Below are 12,654 nucleotides of genomic sequence, written 5' to 3'. Positions count from 1 at the left end.
TCCGGGTTGACTAGAAAACTTATTCCTGCGCCTGCGATGCCATGCGCGCGGGTGCATTGAGGGCACCGTAGGCGTCGTAGCCCGCGGTGCGTTGTGCCAGTTCGAAGAAGAGCCCGCCTTCGATGTTCTCGGTGTAGATGTGCAGGTAGTCGCCAGCCGCAGAGCGGTCGAACAGCACGCCCGCCGCGCGCATGCGTGCGAGCAGCGCCGGGTCGAGATCGATGCGCGTGGCCAGGTCGTCGTAGTAGTTGCCCGAAATGGGCACGAAGCGCGTGCCGTTGGCGCGCAGCCGCTCCACGCTTTCGAAGATGTCTTCGCACCGCAAGGCAATGTGGTGCACCGCGCCGCCGCCCGTCACGCTCAGCGTGCGCGCGGTGCGGGTGCGCTGGCTCAGCGACACGTTGAGCACCAGCCGTACGCTTCGCGCCGCATCGGCCACGCCCCGGCTGCGAATGAGCCCGAACGGATCGGCCAGCTCCAGGCTTTCGCCCGGCTCCAGCCCCAGCACCGCGCGTGTGAACAGCACCCAGGTGTCGAGCTGGTCCACCGCCAGGCCAAGGGCCACGTGGTCGATCTGCGTCAGGCCTGCGCCGCCGGCTCCGGCTGCGTCTTCTTCGAGGATGAAATCCGCTTCGTAGAGGCCGTTGGCACCCAGCGCCTCCGACACGAAGTGGATGAGGTTGCCGCCCGGCGCCACGATGGCCGGCACGCGCAATTCATTGGGGCCGACCGGGCTGTCGTGGCGTTGCGATCGCATCGCCGTGGCGCGATCGACCGCTGCCAGAGGGTCAGCGCAGCGCACGCCCAGCGCGCACACCGAGGTGCCGTGCGCATCGAAGCGGCTGCGCGCGAACGAATCCGGCTGCGCATTGACGATCAGGTTGATCTCGCCCTGGCGGTACAGCACCACCGCCTTCGAGCGGTGCCGGCCGACGCGGCGGAAGCCGAGTTGCCCAAGCAGTGCGCCGAGCGTACGGGCCGAGCTTTCGTCAGCCGCGAACTCGATGAACGACAGGCCCGACAGCGCCGGCACGGACGGCGGGCTGAAAAGCTCGACGCGCTGCGGCGGCACGGGCACAGCCGCGGTATTGGCCGCCGCCGCAAGGCGCCGCTGCGCCTCGCTTTCCAAGTACAGCAGCGAGCGCATCGCATCCACCGCGGTGCGTCGGTTCGGTGTCTCGCGGAAGATGTCGTTGAAGATCTCGAGCGACAGCGGCCCTGTGTAGCCCGCGCGCAGCACCTGCTCGAAGAACCCGATCACGGCAAGGTCGCCCTGCCCCGGAAACGAACGGTGATGGCGGGCCCACTGCAGCACGTCCATCGAAAGCAGCGGCGCGTCGGCCATCTGCAGAAAGAAGATCTTGTCGCCCGGAATCTGGGCGATGCCCGCGGGATCGTCCTTCAGCGACAGCGTGTGAAAGCTGTCCAGGATCAAGCCGAGATTCGGATGACCAGCCTCGCGCACGATGTTCCAGGCTTGCCCATAGAGCGACGTGAAGCGGCCCCAGGCCAGGGCCTCGAAGCCCACCCGCAGGTTGCGGCGTGCGGCGCGCTCCGCCAACTCGTGCAGCTGGGCAGCGGCAAGCGCCGGGTCATCGATGGCGAGCGGCGATGTGTTCGAGCAGCACAGCATCATCGGCGCGCCCATCGCTTCCATCAGGTCGAACTTGCGTTCGGCGCGCTCCAGGCTGCGCCGGAACTGCGCCTCGGGCATGCCCTCGAAATCGCGGAACGGCTGGTACAGGTCGATCGAAAGGCCAAGGTCGGCGGCAATGCGGCCGAGCTCACTGGCGCTGCCCTTGAAGTTGACGAAGTCGCTCTCGAACAGTTCGATGCCGTCGAAGCCCGCGGCCGAAATGGCTTCGAGCTTCTGGCGAAGCGTGCCGCTGAGAGAAACGGTGGCAATGGAGCGATGCATGGGAACCGACTTTAGGAAGACGGCGCCCTGCCCACAATGCTCCACATTCACCCGTCGTTCGATAATCGAACGCCTGCGTGCATTGTTCGAACGAAATAGGGGTTAGACCTAGGCGTGATCCCGCTCCGCGAGCGGCCGATTTTTCAGAGACTGCGCCAGTAATCGATCAGCAGCTGCGTAAATTCAACCGGCCGCTCCACCGCACTCAGGTGCGCGGCATCGATCGTGGCCAGCCGCGCGCCGGGAATGGCGGCCACCATGGCCTCCGACATGACCAGCGGAGTGGCTTCGTCCTGCAGGCCCGCAATGACCAGCGTGGGCACGGCAATGCGGCGGTTGCTCTCGCGAAAATCGATGGCGGCCACGGCATTGCAGCTTTCGATGTAGCCCTCTGCATCGGTGCGCACCAGCACGTCGTTCAGCGCCTGCGCCGCCGCCTTGCCCTCTTGCGTGGTGACATAGCCATGCGTGAGCCAGCGCGACACCGCACCCGGCGCAATGGCCGCCACGCCTTTGGCGGCCACCGTTTCAGCGCGCGCGCGCCACGGCGACTGGTCGGGGTAGTGAGCCGACGAATTCGCAATGACCACGCTGCGCAGCAGCTCGGGATGCCGCACCGCCAGCGCCTGCGCGGTCATGCCGCCCATCGAAAGGCCGACGAAATGCACCGGCTCTCCGCCGGTCTCGCGCTGGATGAGCTCGGTAACGTCCTGCGCCAGTGTTTCGATGCGCAGCGCGCCCGGCACCACCTCTGAGCCGCCATGGTTGCGGTGGTCGTAGCGGATGACGGTGTGGCCGCGCGCAAGCTGCTCGGCCACGCCGTCCCACATGTGCAGGTCGCAACCCAGCGCATGGCTCAGCACGACGAAGGGGCCGCTGCCTTCGCGGACGACGTTCAAACGGGTCATGTTGATTCCTTCCTTATCGGGTGTTGAAGACGCGGCAGCCAGAGAAACGCGATGGCCAGCAGCACGCAGCCCGCGAGCAGCATGGGCACGACCATCGGCCAGGCGCCGTTCGAATAACCGGTGTCGACAAACTGTGCCGCAATTTGCCCGACGCTGAATGCAACCATCATCATGCCGAAGCCCGACCAGGACACGGCGCGGCCCGCCAGGTGCGGCAAGTCGCCCACCGCGCCGGCCTGGCCGCAGGGCTGGTGGATGCCGTGGCCAAGGCAATAAACGGCGTGCCCCACCAGCAGCGGCACCGCACTGTGCGGCGCCAGCCAGCAGCCCAGCGCCTGGATCGTTGCCCCGGCAATGCTCAGCGTAGCGCCAAGCTGAACGGTGTGCACGGGCCCGTATTTGCGCAGCAGGCGCCGGCACATCGTGGTGCTGAAAATGTAGACCAGCGAACCGCCCGCCGGAATCCAGCCGTACATCGCGGGCGACCAGCCCAGATAGCCGATGTAGACCATCGGCGACAGCAGCAGAAAGCAGAACAGGCCGCCGTAAGTGGTTGCGGCCACCGAAGCCCACGCGCGAAAGCTGCGGCTCGCGAACACCGCGCGCGCACTGCCGCGCGGCGCGGAAACATCGCCCGCCAGCGGCAGCCGCGTTTCGCCGAACGAACGCCAGCAAAGCGCAAAGAGCACCAACGCATACAGCGCCATCGACCCCATCACCCAGCGCCAGCCCGCCCCTTGCACCAGCCACGCGCCAAGCAGCGGCGCGAGGAGCCCGACCACACCCAGCCCGGTGAGCCCGCGCGCCATGACGTGCGGCCCCTCGTGCGCGGGGTACAGGTCGCGCACCGCGGCGCGCGCGCAAACCAGAATGGCCGCCATCGAAAAGCCCTGCAGCGTGCGCCAGCCCGCAAGCACCGCCACGCTGCCGGCGAATGCACCGCCCAGCGCCGCGACCACGTAGCAACCCAGCCCCGCCAACAGCACGGGCCGGCGCCCGAAGCGGTCGGCCAGCGGCCCGCAGAGCAATTGCGCAAAACCGAAGGCCAGCACAAACAGCGTGAGGCTGGTGCTCGCCGAGCCCAGCTCATTGGCAATGGCGGGCAGCGCGGGCAGGTAGCTGTCGGTGGCCACAGGCTGGGCCGCCAGGAGCAGCGGCAGCAGCAAGCCAAAGCCGACGTCGAAACGCCCTTTTCGAATATCCGTGGGTCCGGTCACTGCGGGGCTGCTGCCAGCAGGCCCTTCTCCCGCAAGATGCCGGTCGCAATGCCGAAGGCGTGGTTGGCCACCGGCACGCCGCAGTAGATGGCCGCCATCATGATCACTTCCTTGATGTCGTCCGGCGTCAGGCGCGATTCGGGCGGGCCGTCGAGCGCCGCGCGCACGTGCATGGCGAATTCTTCATACGCATGGATGCCCAGCATCATCGACAGCACCATGAAGCGGCGCGTCTTGTCGCCCAGCGCGGGCCGGCCCCAGATGTCGTTCCACGCGTGGCGCGTGATGAGCTCCTGGAACTCGGCGTTGAACTCGTTGCGGTTGGCCAGCGACTTGTCGACCCACGCATCGCCGAGCACGCGCCGGCGGTTGACAAGGCCCGCTTCGTAGTCACCGGCGGGAGGTGTGCTTTTCGGATCGGTCATCGGGATGTGTCTTTCGCAATCAGTTGGTCGCGCAGCGCCGCCACCTGGCGCAGCGCGGTTTCGCCTGCCGGTCCGGCCAGGGCCGGGCTGAACCATTCGTCGGCTGCCTCGCGCGGCAGTTCCGTTCGAAGCGTGTCGATGTTGGCGCGCATGCGCGCCGCGTCGATCTGCAGGCCCGGCAGCGCACCGGCCAGGGCGCGTGCGCTGCCATGGGCGGACATCAGCAGTTGCGGCCACTCGGCCAGCTCGGCTTGCCAGCCGCCGAGGGCGCGCTCGTGTTCCTGCGGCATGGCGGCCAGCAGTGCGGCCACGCGCTGCGGTGCACGCTGCGCCGCAGCCAGCGCCACCATCGAGGCCACGGGGTTGCGCTTGTGCGGCATCGCCGAAGAGCCGCCACGGCCCGGCTCGGTGGGTTCGGCCACCTCGCCGACTTCGTACTGCCCCATGAGCGAGATGTCGCGCGCGATCTTGCCCAGGCTGCCGGTGAGCAGGCCCAACTCGCAGCCGAGCGCCACCCATTCATCGCGCTGCGTGTGCCACGTGGCACCGGGGTTGCCGAGGCCGAGCTCGTCCGCCACGCGCTGCACCACGGCCGGGCCCTGCCCCTTCATCTGCGAGAGCGTGCCGACGGCCCCGCCAAGCTGCACGTTGAGGGCGTGGTGCGCGGCCGTGCGCAAGCGCACGCGGCTGCGCACCAGCGGCGCGGCCCAGCCCGCGCACTTGAGGCCGAAGCTCGTGACCGAGGCCGGCTGCATCAACGTGCGCGCAAGAATCGGCGTGGCGGCATGCTGCACGGCATGCTGCAGCAGCGCCTCGATGGCACGGTCGAGGTCTTTCTCGATCAGCGCCATGCCCTCGCGCGTGACCAATGCCATGGCCGTGTCGATCACGTCCTGGCTGGTGCTGCCGAAATGCACGAAGGGCACCGCCTCCGCGTTGAACAGGCCCACGGCCTCTTTCAATGCCTTGACCAGCGGAATTGCAACGCTGCCCGCGCGGCCGCTGTCGCGCACGATCTTCGCCACATCGAACAGCTCGACCTTGCAGCTGCCGACGATCGAATGCGCAGCCGATTCAGGCACCAGCCCGACGGCGGCCTGCGCCCGCGTGAGCGCCGCCTCGAAGCGCAGCATGGCGTCGACAAAGTTGCGGTCGCTGAAGGCTGAAAGCGTTTCGGAAGTGGAAAGAAAGCCTTCAAAAATACTCATGGTGAACGCCTCTTTGCATCAAAAAAATCGGGCGGCGAGACGGCATTACACTGCGTTCGCAACACGCCCGTGGGACGTAGGCGTTTGCGTCGGTCGCAACTCAGTAGCTGATCTTCGCCTCGGCGCGCAGCTCGTCGGCCGTGGCGGTGCCAAAGCCGAAGAATTCGAGATACGCGGGAATCATCTCGAACAGCATGTCGGTGCCGACCTGCACCGCGCAGCCCTTGTCCAGCGCGGCGCGCAGCAGCGGCGTGTACTCGGACTTCATGACCACCTCGCCGACGAAGGTCGAAGGCGCGATGCGGTCGACGTCGAAAGGCAGCGCATCGCCCTCCTTCATGCCCAGCGGCGTGGCGTTGACGACCACGTCGAAACCGGCCGGGTCGTTCGAGCCCGTGGAAACGGCCAGCGCGGGATAGTGCGTGCGCAGCCGTCCGGCAAGCGCATCGGCCGACGGCGCGTGGGCATCGAAGAGCGCAATCTGCGCGACGCCGGCGGCGGCCAGCGAAGCCGCAATGGCCGAGCCGACACCGCCGCTTCCAGAGACCAGCACGCGCGCGCCTTTGAGCGCGCAGCCCTTGCGCAGAACGCCGCGCACAAAACCCGCGCCATCGAACTGGTCGCCCACCAGCGTGCCGTCGGCGCGCTTGAGCACCGCGTTGCAAGCCCCGGCGATCTTCGCGGTCGGCGTGACCTCGTCGACCAGGCCCATCGTCGTGATCTTGTGCGGCATGGTCACCAGCGCACCCCGGATGTTGGTGAGCCGGAACAGCGCGGCAAACGCCGCGGGGTAGTCCTCCGGCTTCACGCCCATCGGCACCACGACCGCGTCGATGCCCTGCTTCTCGAACCAGGGGTTGTAGATCATCGGCGCCTTGAAGCTCTCGGTGGGAAAGCCCAGGTGCGCGACGAGGGTGGTCTTGCCGGTGATCATGCTGTCCTTCATTCGCCTGTGGTTGAACTTACTTGCGGACCTTTGCGATCTCGGCCATTAGTTCCTTCACGGTCGCCTCGCCCACGGTGGCCGTGTACTTGTCGATCACCGGCTTGACCTTGTCGCGCAGCTTGGCCATTTCGGCGGGCGGGAGCTCGGTCACCGTCATGCCGGCCTTCTTGAGCGTGTCGAGCGCGGTGTCGGCCGCGGCGCGCGAGGCCTCGCGCTGGAACTTGGTGGCTTCGGCAGCGGCGTCGCCGATGATCTTCTTTTCTTCGGCGCTCATGCTGTCCCAGGTCTTCTTGCTGATGATCAGCGCCTGCGGGTTGTAGATGTGGCGCGTTTGCGTGATGTGCTTCTGCACCTCGGCGAACTTCGACGATGCGATCACGGTGTTGGGGTTCTCCTGGCCGTCGACCGCCTTCTGGTCCAGCGCCGAATACAGCTCCGGGAAGGGCATCGGCGTGGCGTTGGCGCCCAGCGTGTTGAACAGGTCGATGTAGATCGGCGACTGGATCACCCGGATCTTCAGGCCCGCGATGTCCTCGGCCTTGGCAATCGGACGCTTGCTGTTGGTCAGGTTGCGGAAGCCCAGGTCCCAGTAGCCGAGGCCGTGCAGGTTCTTCTCGTCCAGCTTGGCGAGCATCTTCTGGCCGAAGGGGCCGTCGGTCACCGCGTCGGCTTCCTGCGCGTTGTTGAACAGGAACGGGAAATCGTAGGCGGCAAATTCCTTCACCTGCGCGGTGAGGATGCCGGCGTTGAGCACCGTCATCTCGATGGTGCCGCCCTGCATGGCCGAAACGGTCTGCAGGTCGCCGCCGAGCGTGCCGCCCGGGAACAGCTTGACGGTGATCTTCTTGCCCGACTTCTCGGCAACGAGGTCTGCGAACTTCTGCGCACCCTGTGCCTGCGGATGGCCGGTCTGGTTCTGGAACGCGAACTTGAGCGTGCGTTCCTTCACCTGGGCGGCGGCGCCGCCCATGGCAGCGACCGCGACCAGGGCGACCAGCGTCTTGCTGAAAAATTTGTTCATGGTGAAAGTCTCCTCGGGTTGAAATAAGAAAAGCAAATTGGGGAAGGGTCGGCTGGCCAGCGCCTCAGCCGCTCAGCAGCCGGGCCGGCCAGATCACGAGCTGCGGGAACATGACCATCAGGAACATCATTCCGAACTCTGCGAGCGCAAAGGGCCACACGCCGCGCGTGAGCTCATCCATCTTCATGCGCCCGACGCCGGCCACCACGTTGAGCACGGTGCCTACCGGCGGCGTGATCAGGCCGATCGAGTTGTTGATGATGAACAGCACGCCGAAGTAGATCGGATCGATGCCCGCCGCCTTGACCACCGGCATCAGCACCGGCGTGAGGATCAGGATGGTGGGCGTCATGTCCATTGCGGTGCCCACCGCCATCACCAGCACCATGATCACGATCATCAGCAGCATCGGGCTTGCGATCAGCGGCTCGAGCAACGCCACCAGCTTGGCCGGCAGGTCGGCCACGGTGATGAGCCAGGCCGAGACCATGGCCGCCGCAACCAGGAACATCACGATCGCGCTGGTCTTGGCGGCCGACACGAACATGGCGTAGAACTGCGAGGGCTTGAGCTCGCGGTAGACCACCGTGGCCACGAAGATCGCATACACCGCAGCCACCACGGCCGCCTCGGTGGGCGTGAAGATGCCGAAGCGCAAGCCCACGAGAATGATCAGCGGCAGCAGCAGCGCCCAGGTGGCTTCGCGCAACGCGGTGAGCATCTCGCCCTTGGACTTGCGCGGCGGCGGCAGCACCTTTTCCTTGCGCACCAGCCACCACCACGTGAACCAGAGCGAGGCGCCGATCAAAATGCCCGGGAAGATGCCCGCCAGGAACAGCTTGGAGATCGACACGTTGGCGGCCACACCGAAGATGACGAACCCGATAGAGGGCGGAATGATCGGGCCGATCACGCCGGAGGCCGCGATCAGGCCGCCCGAGCGCGCCTTGTCGTGCCCCGCGGCCACCATCATCGGGATCAGCAGCGCCGAGAGCGCCGCCGCATCAGCCACCGCGGAGCCCGACAGCGCCGAAAGGATGCAGGCCGCGACGATGGCCACGTAGCCGAGCCCGCCGCGCACATGGCCCACCACCGCCAGCGCCAGGTTCACGATGCGCCGCGACAGGCCACCCTGGTTCATGGCCTCGCCGGCCAGCATGAAAAAGGGCACGGCCAAAAGCGGAAAGCTGTCGGCGCCGTTGATCACGTTCTGCGCGAGGATCTGCGCATCGAACAGGTCGAGGTGCCACATCAGCGCAACACCGCACAGCAGCAGCGAATAGGCGATCGGCACGCCGATGGCCATGGCACCCAGCAGGGCACCGAGGAAGATGGCGATCGTCATGTCAGTTGCCTCGTGCGCCGTTGCCGCCGCGGTGGCCAGCAGAGGCCTCTTCGGCATCGCGCCGCGCGAGCTCGGCGTTGATGCGGTCGATGTCGCCCTGCTCTTCCGACTCATGCACCATGACCAGTTCGGCGTCGCTGAGCTTTCCGGTCACTGCACGCCAGAGGTCGTACAGCAGGAACACGATGGCCGAGACGCCGAATACCACGCCGACGAAATAGAAGATGCCGACCGAGGCGCCGGTGGTAGGTGCGCTCACGTCCCAGTTGATGAGCGTCTGCTGCCAGCTGCCCGTGAGCAGCAGGTACGAGGCGAACAGCATCAGCCCGTGCGACAGGTACAGGCACAGCTTCTTGCCCCACGTGGGCAGCTTCGAGATCAGCATGTCGGTGCCCAGGTGGCCGTGCTCGCGCACCGCGACGATGGCACCCAGAAAGGTCATCCAGACGAAGAGCCAGCGCGACACCTCTTCCGACACGGTAATGCCCGAGTTGAAGCCGTAGCGCAGCACCACGTTGCCGAACACCATGACCACCATGATGGCCAGCATCAGCGCCATGAGCCCTTCGAGCCCGCGGCAGTACCACGAGAAGATTCTTGTCATTGTTCTTTTGACTCTTGTTGAAATTGTTCCGCTCGGCGCTGTTCCGCAAGCGCCTTTCAGGCGACGGTGTCGGAGCGATAGCGCAGAGGGGCGGCAATCTCCGCATGCATGGCGGGCGGATAGATGATCTCGCGCAGAAAATCCGCGTCCCTGCGCAGGCCCTGCGCCGCCTCGGCATGGCCGAAATACGCAAAGTAGTGCGGCATTTGCTGGATCAGCATTTCGAAGCCGGCCTGTGCGTTGAGCCCGCGGGCACGCGCGGCGCGCACCAGCGGCGTCGGCTGGTTGCGCAGCAAGATGTCGAACAGTGCGGCGTGGGGCTCCATGCGCGCAACATCGACCGGCAGAGCGTCGGTCTCTTCCAGCCCCTGCGACGTGGCATTGATCACCAGGTCGTAGCCTTCGGGTGCATTGCTGTCGACCGCCACCACGTTGGCATCGAAGAACGCATCGAGCTTGGCCGCCACGCCCGCCGCCTTGCCGGCCGAGGTGTCGTACAGGGCAATGTGCTCCGCGCCATCCACGGTGCCGCCTTCGGCCAGCGCAACGCCGATGGCCGCAGCGCTCACGCCGGCGCCGAGGATCAGCACCCGCTTGCCGCGGAACGGAATGTTGAAATGATCGAGCGCACCCAGAAGGCCTTCGCCGTCGAACAGGTCGCCTTCCAGTTCGTTGTTCTCGATGCGGCGCACCACGTTGACCGAGCCCGCCACCCGGCCGAACAGGCCGCATCCGTCGAGCAAATCGACCGCCAGCGGCTTGTGCGGCGGCGCAATCACCATGCCGCGCACGTTGCGGGCCAGGAAGGCCGACTTGAGGAACACCGCAAAGTCGCGCAGCGGCACCTGCATGGGCACCAGCACCGCGTCGATGCCGAAGCGCTCGAACACGGCGTTGAACATCTTCGGCAGGCGCACGTTGCGCACGGGGTCGCCGGGGATCAGGTACGCCAGGGTGCTGCCGGTGATGGAGGTGGTCATGTCTTGCCTCTTTTGTGCGGCAATCGCTCCAAAGCCATCGCCAGGGCGCACTTTATCCATCTTGAGTCCCAAGCCCGCCTTCCGCAGCACCGGAAATGCACGACTATCGTCTTAATGCGTTCGTTCATCGCACAAAAACAGGGTTAATCCTGATGAGGGCTGAGCGCTGCAGCGCCGCCGGCACGGCAAACTCCCGCACCATGAGCACCGATCTCACCGACCTTTCCCGCGCCCCGCCCGGGCTCGACAAGCGCGACTGGATCGCCGGCCTGGAGCGCGGCGTGAGCATCATCGAAGCCTTCGACGACGCCCACCCGCGCCTGACCGCCAGCCAGGCCGGCGAGCGCACCGGCATGACCCGCACGGCTGCGCGCCGCTATCTGCTGACGTTGCAGCACATGGGTTACGTGGCCAGCGACGGCAAGCTCTTTTGGCTCACGCCGCGCGTGCTGCGGCTGGGCCAGTCGTACCTCGACTCGGCGCGGCTGCCGCGCATCGTGCAGCCGTTTCTGCAGCGCGTGGCGGCCGGCACCAACGAGATCGCCTACCTCAGCGTGATGGACGGCGACGAGGTCGTCTACATCGCGCGCAACGGCCCCAACCGCAGCATGAGCACCGGCTACGTGCTCGGCGCGCGCGTGCCGGCGCAGGTGACGGCCGCGGGCATGCTGATGCTGGCGCTGCGCGGCGACGCCGAGCTGGCCGAATGGCTCGCCACACGGGAGCTGCAGGTGTTCACCTCGCACACCATCGCAAGCAAGGAGCGCATGAAGCTCGAGCTGGCGCGCATCCGCGCACAAGGCTGGGCCCTGTCGGAGCAGCAGCTCGACCTGAACTCGCGCGGCATTGCGGTGCCGCTGCGCGACCGCCACGGCATGCTGCTGGGCGCGCTCAACATCACCATGCCCATGGGCCACGAAAGCTCCGAGGACGCGGTGGCGCGCGTGCTGCCGGTGCTGCGCGAGACGGCGCAGGCGATGCGCAACCTGATCTGACCCGGCAGGTTGCGGCTGCATTCGTCGGGCAAGATGCTCCCCTCACACAAAAGCAACGGAGACAAATTCATGTCCGACAACTTCTTCCTGAACGATCAACAGTCCACGCGCCGCCAATGGCTGCAAGGCGGCGGCGCGCTGGCCCTTGGCGGCCTGCTGCCTTCGGTGGGCTCCGCCCAGGCCGCCTGGCCGAGCAAGTCGATCCGCTTCGTGGTGCCCTTTGCGCCGGGCGGCAGTTCGGAGATCGTGGCGCGCTCCACGGCCGCCGAACTTTCCCGCACGCTCGGGCAGAGCGTGTTCGTCGACAACAAGCCCGGCGCGGCCGGCAACATTGCGATGAGCGAAGTGGCGCGCGCCACCGACCAGCACACACTGATCCTCGGGCACATCGGCACGCTGGCGGTCAACCCGTACATCTTTGCCAAGCTGCCCTACGACGCGAACAAGGACTTCAGGCCCGTGAGCCTGCTGGCCAAGGTGCCCAGCCTGTACGTGGTGCACCCCGACGTACCGGCGCAGAACCTGAAGGAGTTCATCGCCTACGCCAAGTCGAAGCCGGGCAAGCTGAGCTACGGCTCCGCGGGCAACGGCAGCGCGGGCCACCTGGCTTTCGAGTACCTGAAGATGACCGCCAACGTCTTCATGCTGCATGTGCCCTACCGCGGCACCGGCCCCATGGTGACCGACCTGCTCTCGGGCCGGCTCGATGCCTCGGCCATCGGTGCGGCGGCCATCCTTCCGTTCATCAAGAGCGGCAAGGTGCGTTGCATTGCCACGGGTTCGGCCAAGCGTTTGCCGCAACTGCCCGACGTGGGCACGGTGGCCGAGCAAGGCTTTCCGGGCTTCGAGATGACGCAGTGGTACGGCATGCTTGCGCCGGCCAGCATCGAGCCCGCGCAGCTGGCCAAGCTCTCTGCCGAGACGATGAAGGCCGTGAAGTCGCCCGACTCCATGCAGCGGCTGACGGGCGATGCGGCCGAGGCCATCGGCGGCACGCCCGAACAGTTCGCACAGTTCATTGCGGCCGAGCAGGCGCGTTGGCAAAAGGTGATTGCAAGGGCGAACATCAAGCCGGACTGAGCCGGGC

Annotated in this window: 11 protein-coding genes and 1 pseudogene; 2 read left to right on the top strand and 10 right to left on the bottom strand. The window is 66.6% G+C overall.

Translation table 11 applies throughout. From position 1 onward, the window contains the following. Nucleotides 1-19 precede the first annotated feature (19 nt). From V9L20_RS08700 to V9L20_RS27315, 10 genes and pseudogenes are all read right to left on the bottom strand, one after another. Entirely contained in the window at nucleotides 20-1,918 is a 1,899-nt protein-coding gene (locus tag V9L20_RS08700) for a bifunctional sugar phosphate isomerase/epimerase/4-hydroxyphenylpyruvate dioxygenase family protein (RefSeq protein WP_337296271.1), read from the bottom strand. Between the two features lie 143 nt (nucleotides 1,919-2,061). Continuing rightward, nucleotides 2,062-2,826, bottom strand: a complete 765-nt coding sequence (locus V9L20_RS08695) for an alpha/beta fold hydrolase (protein ID WP_337296270.1) — start codon at nucleotides 2,824-2,826, stop codon at nucleotides 2,062-2,064. Next, nucleotides 2,823-4,043, bottom strand: a complete 1,221-nt coding sequence (locus V9L20_RS08690; protein ID WP_337296269.1) for a multidrug effflux MFS transporter — start codon at nucleotides 4,041-4,043, stop codon at nucleotides 2,823-2,825. The genes V9L20_RS08695 and V9L20_RS08690 overlap by 4 nt, the downstream gene beginning before the upstream one ends. Next, entirely contained in the window at nucleotides 4,040-4,468 is a 429-nt protein-coding gene (locus tag V9L20_RS08685) for a carboxymuconolactone decarboxylase family protein (RefSeq protein WP_337296268.1), read from the bottom strand. The genes V9L20_RS08690 and V9L20_RS08685 overlap by 4 nt, the downstream gene beginning before the upstream one ends. Beyond that, complete coding sequence (gene pcaB, locus V9L20_RS08680) at nucleotides 4,465-5,676, bottom strand: 3-carboxy-cis,cis-muconate cycloisomerase (RefSeq protein WP_337296267.1); 1,212 nt, start codon at nucleotides 5,674-5,676, stop codon at nucleotides 4,465-4,467. Before pcaB ends, V9L20_RS08685 begins: the two co-directional genes overlap by 4 nt. 100 nt (nucleotides 5,677-5,776) lie before the next feature. Continuing rightward, entirely contained in the window at nucleotides 5,777-6,610 is an 834-nt protein-coding gene (locus tag V9L20_RS08675; protein ID WP_258508481.1) for a shikimate dehydrogenase family protein, read from the bottom strand. 28 nt (nucleotides 6,611-6,638) lie between these two features. Then, a complete protein-coding gene (locus tag V9L20_RS08670) occupies nucleotides 6,639-7,643 on the bottom strand; it encodes a TRAP transporter substrate-binding protein (protein WP_258507653.1) in 1,005 nt (334 codons plus the stop codon). Nucleotides 7,644-7,707: 64 nt separating this feature from the next. Next, the gene (locus V9L20_RS08665; protein ID WP_337296266.1) at nucleotides 7,708-8,988 is read right to left on the bottom strand and encodes a TRAP transporter large permease subunit; all 1,281 of its coding nucleotides are present in this window, start codon (nucleotides 8,986-8,988) and stop codon (nucleotides 7,708-7,710) included. A 1-nt stretch (nucleotide 8,989) separates the two neighbouring features. Further along, complete coding sequence (locus tag V9L20_RS08660; protein WP_337296265.1) at nucleotides 8,990-9,592, bottom strand: TRAP transporter small permease; 603 nt, start codon at nucleotides 9,590-9,592, stop codon at nucleotides 8,990-8,992. Nucleotides 9,593-10,293: 701 nt separating this feature from the next. Further along, a pseudogene (locus tag V9L20_RS27315) lies at nucleotides 10,294-10,572 on the bottom strand (shikimate dehydrogenase family protein); the annotation flags it as partial. 200 nt (nucleotides 10,573-10,772) lie between these two features. On the opposite strand from V9L20_RS27315, the gene V9L20_RS08650 reads away from it, so the two are divergent. Together V9L20_RS08650 and V9L20_RS08645 are read left to right on the top strand one after the other, a co-directional pair. Then, complete coding sequence (locus V9L20_RS08650; protein WP_337296263.1) at nucleotides 10,773-11,567, top strand: IclR family transcriptional regulator domain-containing protein; 795 nt, start codon at nucleotides 10,773-10,775, stop codon at nucleotides 11,565-11,567. 69 nt (nucleotides 11,568-11,636) lie between these two features. After that, a complete protein-coding gene (locus tag V9L20_RS08645) occupies nucleotides 11,637-12,647 on the top strand; it encodes a Bug family tripartite tricarboxylate transporter substrate binding protein (RefSeq protein ID WP_337296262.1) in 1,011 nt (336 codons plus the stop codon). Nucleotides 12,648-12,654: the final 7 nt, after the last annotated feature.

The sequence above is a fragment of the Variovorax sp. CCNWLW225 genome, from assembly GCF_037204045.1.
Taxonomy (GTDB): Bacteria; Pseudomonadota; Gammaproteobacteria; order Burkholderiales; family Burkholderiaceae_C; genus Variovorax.
This window is presented reverse-complemented; position numbering and strand designations above follow the sequence as displayed.

What these genes read in the sequence shown, in the direction of transcription:
- V9L20_RS08650 (WP_337296263.1), top strand. Translation starts at nt 10,773, where the DNA reads ATGAGCACCGATCTCACCGACCTTTCCCGCGCCCCGCCCGGGCTCGAC.
- V9L20_RS08695 (WP_337296270.1), bottom strand. Translation starts at nt 2,826, where the DNA reads ATGACCCGTTTGAACGTCGTCCGCGAAGGCAGCGGCCCCTTCGTCGTG.
- V9L20_RS08675 (WP_258508481.1), bottom strand. Translation starts at nt 6,610, where the DNA reads ATGATCACCGGCAAGACCACCCTCGTCGCGCACCTGGGCTTTCCCACC.
- pcaB (WP_337296267.1), bottom strand. Translation starts at nt 5,676, where the DNA reads ATGAGTATTTTTGAAGGCTTTCTTTCCACTTCCGAAACGCTTTCAGCC.
- V9L20_RS08660 (WP_337296265.1), bottom strand. Translation starts at nt 9,592, where the DNA reads ATGACAAGAATCTTCTCGTGGTACTGCCGCGGGCTCGAAGGGCTCATG.
- V9L20_RS08645 (WP_337296262.1), top strand. Translation starts at nt 11,637, where the DNA reads ATGTCCGACAACTTCTTCCTGAACGATCAACAGTCCACGCGCCGCCAA.
- V9L20_RS08700 (WP_337296271.1), bottom strand. Translation starts at nt 1,918, where the DNA reads ATGCATCGCTCCATTGCCACCGTTTCTCTCAGCGGCACGCTTCGCCAG.
- V9L20_RS08665 (WP_337296266.1), bottom strand. Translation starts at nt 8,988, where the DNA reads ATGACGATCGCCATCTTCCTCGGTGCCCTGCTGGGTGCCATGGCCATC.
- V9L20_RS08670 (WP_258507653.1), bottom strand. Translation starts at nt 7,643, where the DNA reads ATGAACAAATTTTTCAGCAAGACGCTGGTCGCCCTGGTCGCGGTCGCT.
- V9L20_RS08685 (WP_337296268.1), bottom strand. Translation starts at nt 4,468, where the DNA reads ATGACCGATCCGAAAAGCACACCTCCCGCCGGTGACTACGAAGCGGGC.